We start from the raw sequence: 1,225 nt of genomic DNA on the forward strand, positions 1-1,225 counted from the left end.
CATGAGCGGCGCAGCGAGATTTATTTCTACTTCGAGCTGGATGGGCCGTCGGATCGCGTCTTCCACTATATGGGCGAAGGCGATGCGATGCGGCATATCGTCATAGCCAATGAGGAAGCGGTGATCTCGCCACCCTGGTCGGTGCATATGGGGTCGGGCACCAAGGCCTATGCCTTCATCTGGGCGATGGCGGGCGAGAATCAGGATTATACCGACATGAACGTGCTGGATATCTGCCAGCTCGCCTGACTCAAAGTGAGAGCGCCGTTCGTGTCGAGCGAAGTCGAGACACGCTCGCACAGCGCCCGAATGGTTTCTCGACCCTGGCCTGTCCTGAGCGCCTGCCTTGGCAGGCAGTCGAAGGGCTCGAAACGAACGGAAATAGCATGACCAACCCCTTCGATCTTAGCGGCAACGTCGCCATCGTCACTGGCGCGAATACCGGCATTGGCCAGGCCATCGCCCTGTCGTTGGCTGCTGCCGGTGCGGACATCGCCGCAGTCGGCCGCACTCCGGCACAGGAAACCGTCGAGAAGGTCCAGGCGCTCGGCCGTCGCGCGGAGATCATCTCCGCCGACCTGTCGACCATCGCGCCGGTCCAGCGCGTGGTGGACGAGACGCTGGAAAAGCTCGGCGGCCTGCACATTCTGGTCAACAATGCCGGGATCATCCGCCGTGCCGACAGCGTGGACTTTACCGAGGCAGACTGGGATGCCGTGATCGACACCAATTTGAAGGTGCTGTTCTTCCTGTGTCAGGCGGCGGGTCGCCATATGATCGGCCAGGGCGCGGGCAAGATCATCAACATCGCCTCGCTCTTGTCCTTCCAGGGCGGCATCCGCGTGCCAAGCTACACCGCGTCCAAGAGCGGCGTCGCTGGCCTGACCAAGCTGCTGGCCAACGAATGGGCGGCCAAGGGCGTCAACGTCAACGCCATCGCGCCAGGCTATATCGCCACCAACAATACAGCCGCGCTGCAGGCCGACGAGACCCGTAATCGCCAGATCCAAGAGCGCATCCCGGCAGGCCGGTGGGGTGATCCGTCCGACATTGGCGGGGCGGCCGTGTTCCTCGCGTCGAGCGCGGCGGGTTATATCCACGGGCATACCCTCGCCGTTGATGGCGGATGGCTCGCGCGCTGATCGCCTGACCCGCGCGAAGCAACGCCCTTCGACAGGCTCAGGGCGAACGGACGATCGAACAGAGGAGGGATAACCCTCCCAAC

2 protein-coding genes are annotated in these 1,225 nt (G+C 63.1%); both read left to right on the forward strand.

Annotated features, from left to right (window positions below):
* On the forward strand, positions 1 to 249 hold a 249-nt coding region (locus IL54_RS01925; protein WP_037472653.1), incomplete at its 5' end, for a 5-deoxy-glucuronate isomerase.
* 137 nt (positions 250 to 386) lie between these two features.
* Positions 387 to 1,142, forward strand: a complete 756-nt coding sequence (gene kduD, locus IL54_RS01930) for a 2-dehydro-3-deoxy-D-gluconate 5-dehydrogenase KduD (RefSeq protein ID WP_037472654.1) — start codon at positions 387 to 389, stop codon at positions 1,140 to 1,142.
* Positions 1,143 to 1,225 lie beyond the last annotated feature (83 nt).

The organism is Sphingobium sp. ba1, assembly GCF_000743655.1.
In the GTDB taxonomy this organism is placed as follows: Bacteria; Pseudomonadota; Alphaproteobacteria; order Sphingomonadales; family Sphingomonadaceae; genus Sphingobium.